The following is a 2,916-nucleotide window of genomic DNA, read 5'->3' as shown; positions in this document are numbered from 1 at the left end:
AAAAAAACCTGCCATGAAGGCAGGTTTTTTAAAGAATATATGGATTACTCAAGGAATTTAACAGTTACGCCAGAACGTACTTTATTTCCTAAATCGTTTGCATCCCAGTTTGTTAAACGGATACAACCGTGTGATGCTGTTTTAGAGATTAAAGATGGATTTGGTGTTCCGTGAATACCGAAAGATTTTTTACTTAAACCAATCCAGATATTACCTACTGGAGCATTTGGGCCAGGTGGTAAAGAAAGAGGTTTTAAGTTTTTACCTTGTACGAAGTTCGAAGGTGAATAGCTGTACCAAGGGTTACGAGCCACACCAACTACCTTGTAAGTACCGGCCGGAGAAGGCGTATCAGTACTGCCAATTGTTGCAGGAAATGAGGCAATCATTTGGTTCCGGCTATTGAAGAGATACAATTGTTTTGCACCTTTATGGGCAATAATCAAATGAATATCTTCTGGTAAATCATTGCGTACGTTTGGAACAATGATTTTTTCACCCGCTTTTTTGAATGTCGCAGTTGGGTTAATTTTCTTTAAGAAAGCTTCATCAATATGAAACTTCTCACCCAACATTTCGGTTACACGTGTGTAGTACAAACCTTTCATTTTAGCTTGTAATGCATAGTCAGAAGGAATCGACTCAGCATATGGACCTTTTAGGTCAGCATCAGAAATTGTGTATTCAATAAATGCTGGCTTGGTTTGTTTAGCAACCAATGCATCCCAAGTTTCTTTGGTCAGGTCACCAGTAGGTGATAAACCATTCATTTGTTGGAATGAAGAAATTGCTTTTAATGTATTTTTACCGCTCATGCCGTCAATTGCACCTGGCGAAGCATGTGCATTATTGAGCATTACATGTGCACGCGCATAAACTGGAAGTTGGCCTTTACCAATATTTTCAGACCATTCTGCCGAATTTAAGCTATCTAAAGTCCATGATGCAGCGGTTGTCGCAGGAGCCGTAGACGCAGCGCTGCTTTTAGCAACAGCTGGAGTAGACGCCGCGATGCCTGATTCAGCATTTGGATCTTCAGTTTTCTGTAAATTTTGTAATGTTGTTGACGCTCGATTTAAGTCATTTTGTTCTTGAGCGGTAATTTGTGTCGAAGCTTGAGCTTTTACAGTTGAAGCTGCATCTACTGCTAAAGGATCAATCGGATCTTCTACAGGAGCTGATACCTTTTTAGGGTTCAGGGGTTGCTCAGTTGTTGAAGCAGCAAAAGCAACATTAGCAATAATACAACTTAAACTCATAGCGAGTAATGAGCGAACAAACATGTAATTCAACCTTAAGAATTTTCATATAAGCAATAGGGGGATTGATCTAATCTCAAAGTGCATAAAATTACCAATAACTCATTTCTATGAGCCCAAGATTGGTAATTTAGTGATTAAAAGAATATCCAATGACCCCAATGTAACATGTTGCAAGTATTGCAGAAAACCCCACGGCTTGCAGTAGACTTTTGTGTAAATATGCATTTTTTAGTAGATTGACGAGTTTTTTGTGTGAAATTGAAATTATAAAAATGTCTCTGTTTTTGATATGATGCTGCCACATAAAGAAGATAGAGATTGGTAATGACGACTTTGAAAAATGATCGTTTCCTCCGTGCTTTGTTACGCGAACCTGTAGATATCACACCAGTGTGGATGATGCGTCAAGCAGGGCGTTATTTGCCTGAATATCGCGAAACACGTTCACAAGCAGGTGATTTCCTATCTTTATGTAAAAATACAGATTTTGCCTGTGAAGTGACTTTACAACCTTTGCGTCGTTACGATTTAGATGCAGCAATTTTATTTTCAGATATTTTAACTATTCCAGATGCACTCGGTTTAGGGCTTTATTTTGAAACTGGCGAAGGCCCTAAGTTTCAAAAGACCGTACGTACTGAACAAGATGTCGCAAATTTACCAAAGTTAAATGCAAAATCAGATCTTGACTATGTGATGAATGCGGTAAGTACAATTCGTTCTGCTTTGGGTGGTCAAGTTCCACTGATTGGTTTCTCTGGTAGCCCTTGGACGCTTGCAACTTATATGGTTGAAGGTGGTTCAAGTAAAGAATTTCGTTTTACCAAGCAGATGATGTACGCTCAACCAGAAGTTTTGCATGCTTTGCTTGATCATTTAGCAGACTCAGTCATTGACTATTTAAATGCTCAAATTGATGCAGGTGCTCAGGCAATCCAGATCTTTGATAGCTGGGGCGGGGCATTAGCACACCGTGAATATGTCGAATTCTCTTTAAACTACATGAATAAAATCATTGCAGGTTTACAACGTGAGAAAGATGGTCGACGTATTCCTATCATCGTGTTCACGAAAGGTGGTGGTCAATGGTTAGAGCCAATGATTACTACAGGTGCAGATGCTTTAGGTTTAGATTGGACGACACCATTAAATACGGCTCGAACTACAGTGGCTGGACGTGTCGCTCTGCAAGGGAATCTTGATCCGGCTGTTTTATACGGTTCGGCTGCTTCAATTGAGAAAGCAGTAAAATTGATGATAGACGATGCCTACGCAAATGGTGAAAAGACCGGTTACATTGCTAACTTGGGCCATGGGATTACTCAATGGGTAGATCCTGCACAACCAAAAATCTTTGTAGATACAGTGCATGAGTATAGTGCTAAATATCTAGGATAGTTTTTGTGCAATATCTAACTTTACCGTTTCAATTTATCGGCAAGGCTGTTTCGGCAGCCTTGTTTGGTATTTTGCTTTTAATTGCTTTTGCTTTAACAGCACCGATGGGAAGCCATGAATACATGGGGTTCTATCGTTATGACTACTTACTGACGTATGCACTTTTAATCCAGATTTGCTTACTCTATTTAAAACTGGAGTCATGGGCAGAAGCCAAGGTCATTGCTTTATTTCACGTCATGGCGATGTTCATGGA

At 39.6% G+C, this 2,916-nt stretch carries 3 protein-coding genes; 2 read left to right on the top strand and 1 reads right to left on the bottom strand.

Annotated features, from left to right (window positions below; all coding sequences use genetic code 11):
• Window positions 1-44: 44 nt before the first annotated feature.
• Entirely contained in the window at window positions 45-1,283 is a 1,239-nt protein-coding gene (locus UC75_RS07155; protein WP_013197180.1) for a L,D-transpeptidase family protein, read from the bottom strand.
• Window positions 1,284-1,586: 303 nt separating this feature from the next.
• Here UC75_RS07155 and hemE point away from each other — a divergent pair, with 303 nt between their 5' ends.
• Window positions 1,587-2,660: a uroporphyrinogen decarboxylase gene (gene hemE, locus UC75_RS07150; RefSeq protein WP_049837148.1), complete on the top strand. Its 1,074-nt coding sequence runs from the start codon at window positions 1,587-1,589 to the stop codon at window positions 2,658-2,660.
• Window positions 2,661-2,665: 5 nt separating this feature from the next.
• Window positions 2,666-2,916: DUF817 family protein (locus UC75_RS20590; protein WP_228137150.1), on the top strand; the 251-nt coding region annotated here is incomplete at its 3' end.

The organism is Acinetobacter sp. V2, assembly GCF_001188385.1.
Lineage (GTDB): Bacteria > Pseudomonadota > Gammaproteobacteria > Pseudomonadales > Moraxellaceae > Acinetobacter > Acinetobacter oleivorans.
The sequence above is the reverse complement of the archived record's forward strand: the minus strand, read 5'-3'. Positions and strand labels throughout refer to the sequence as shown.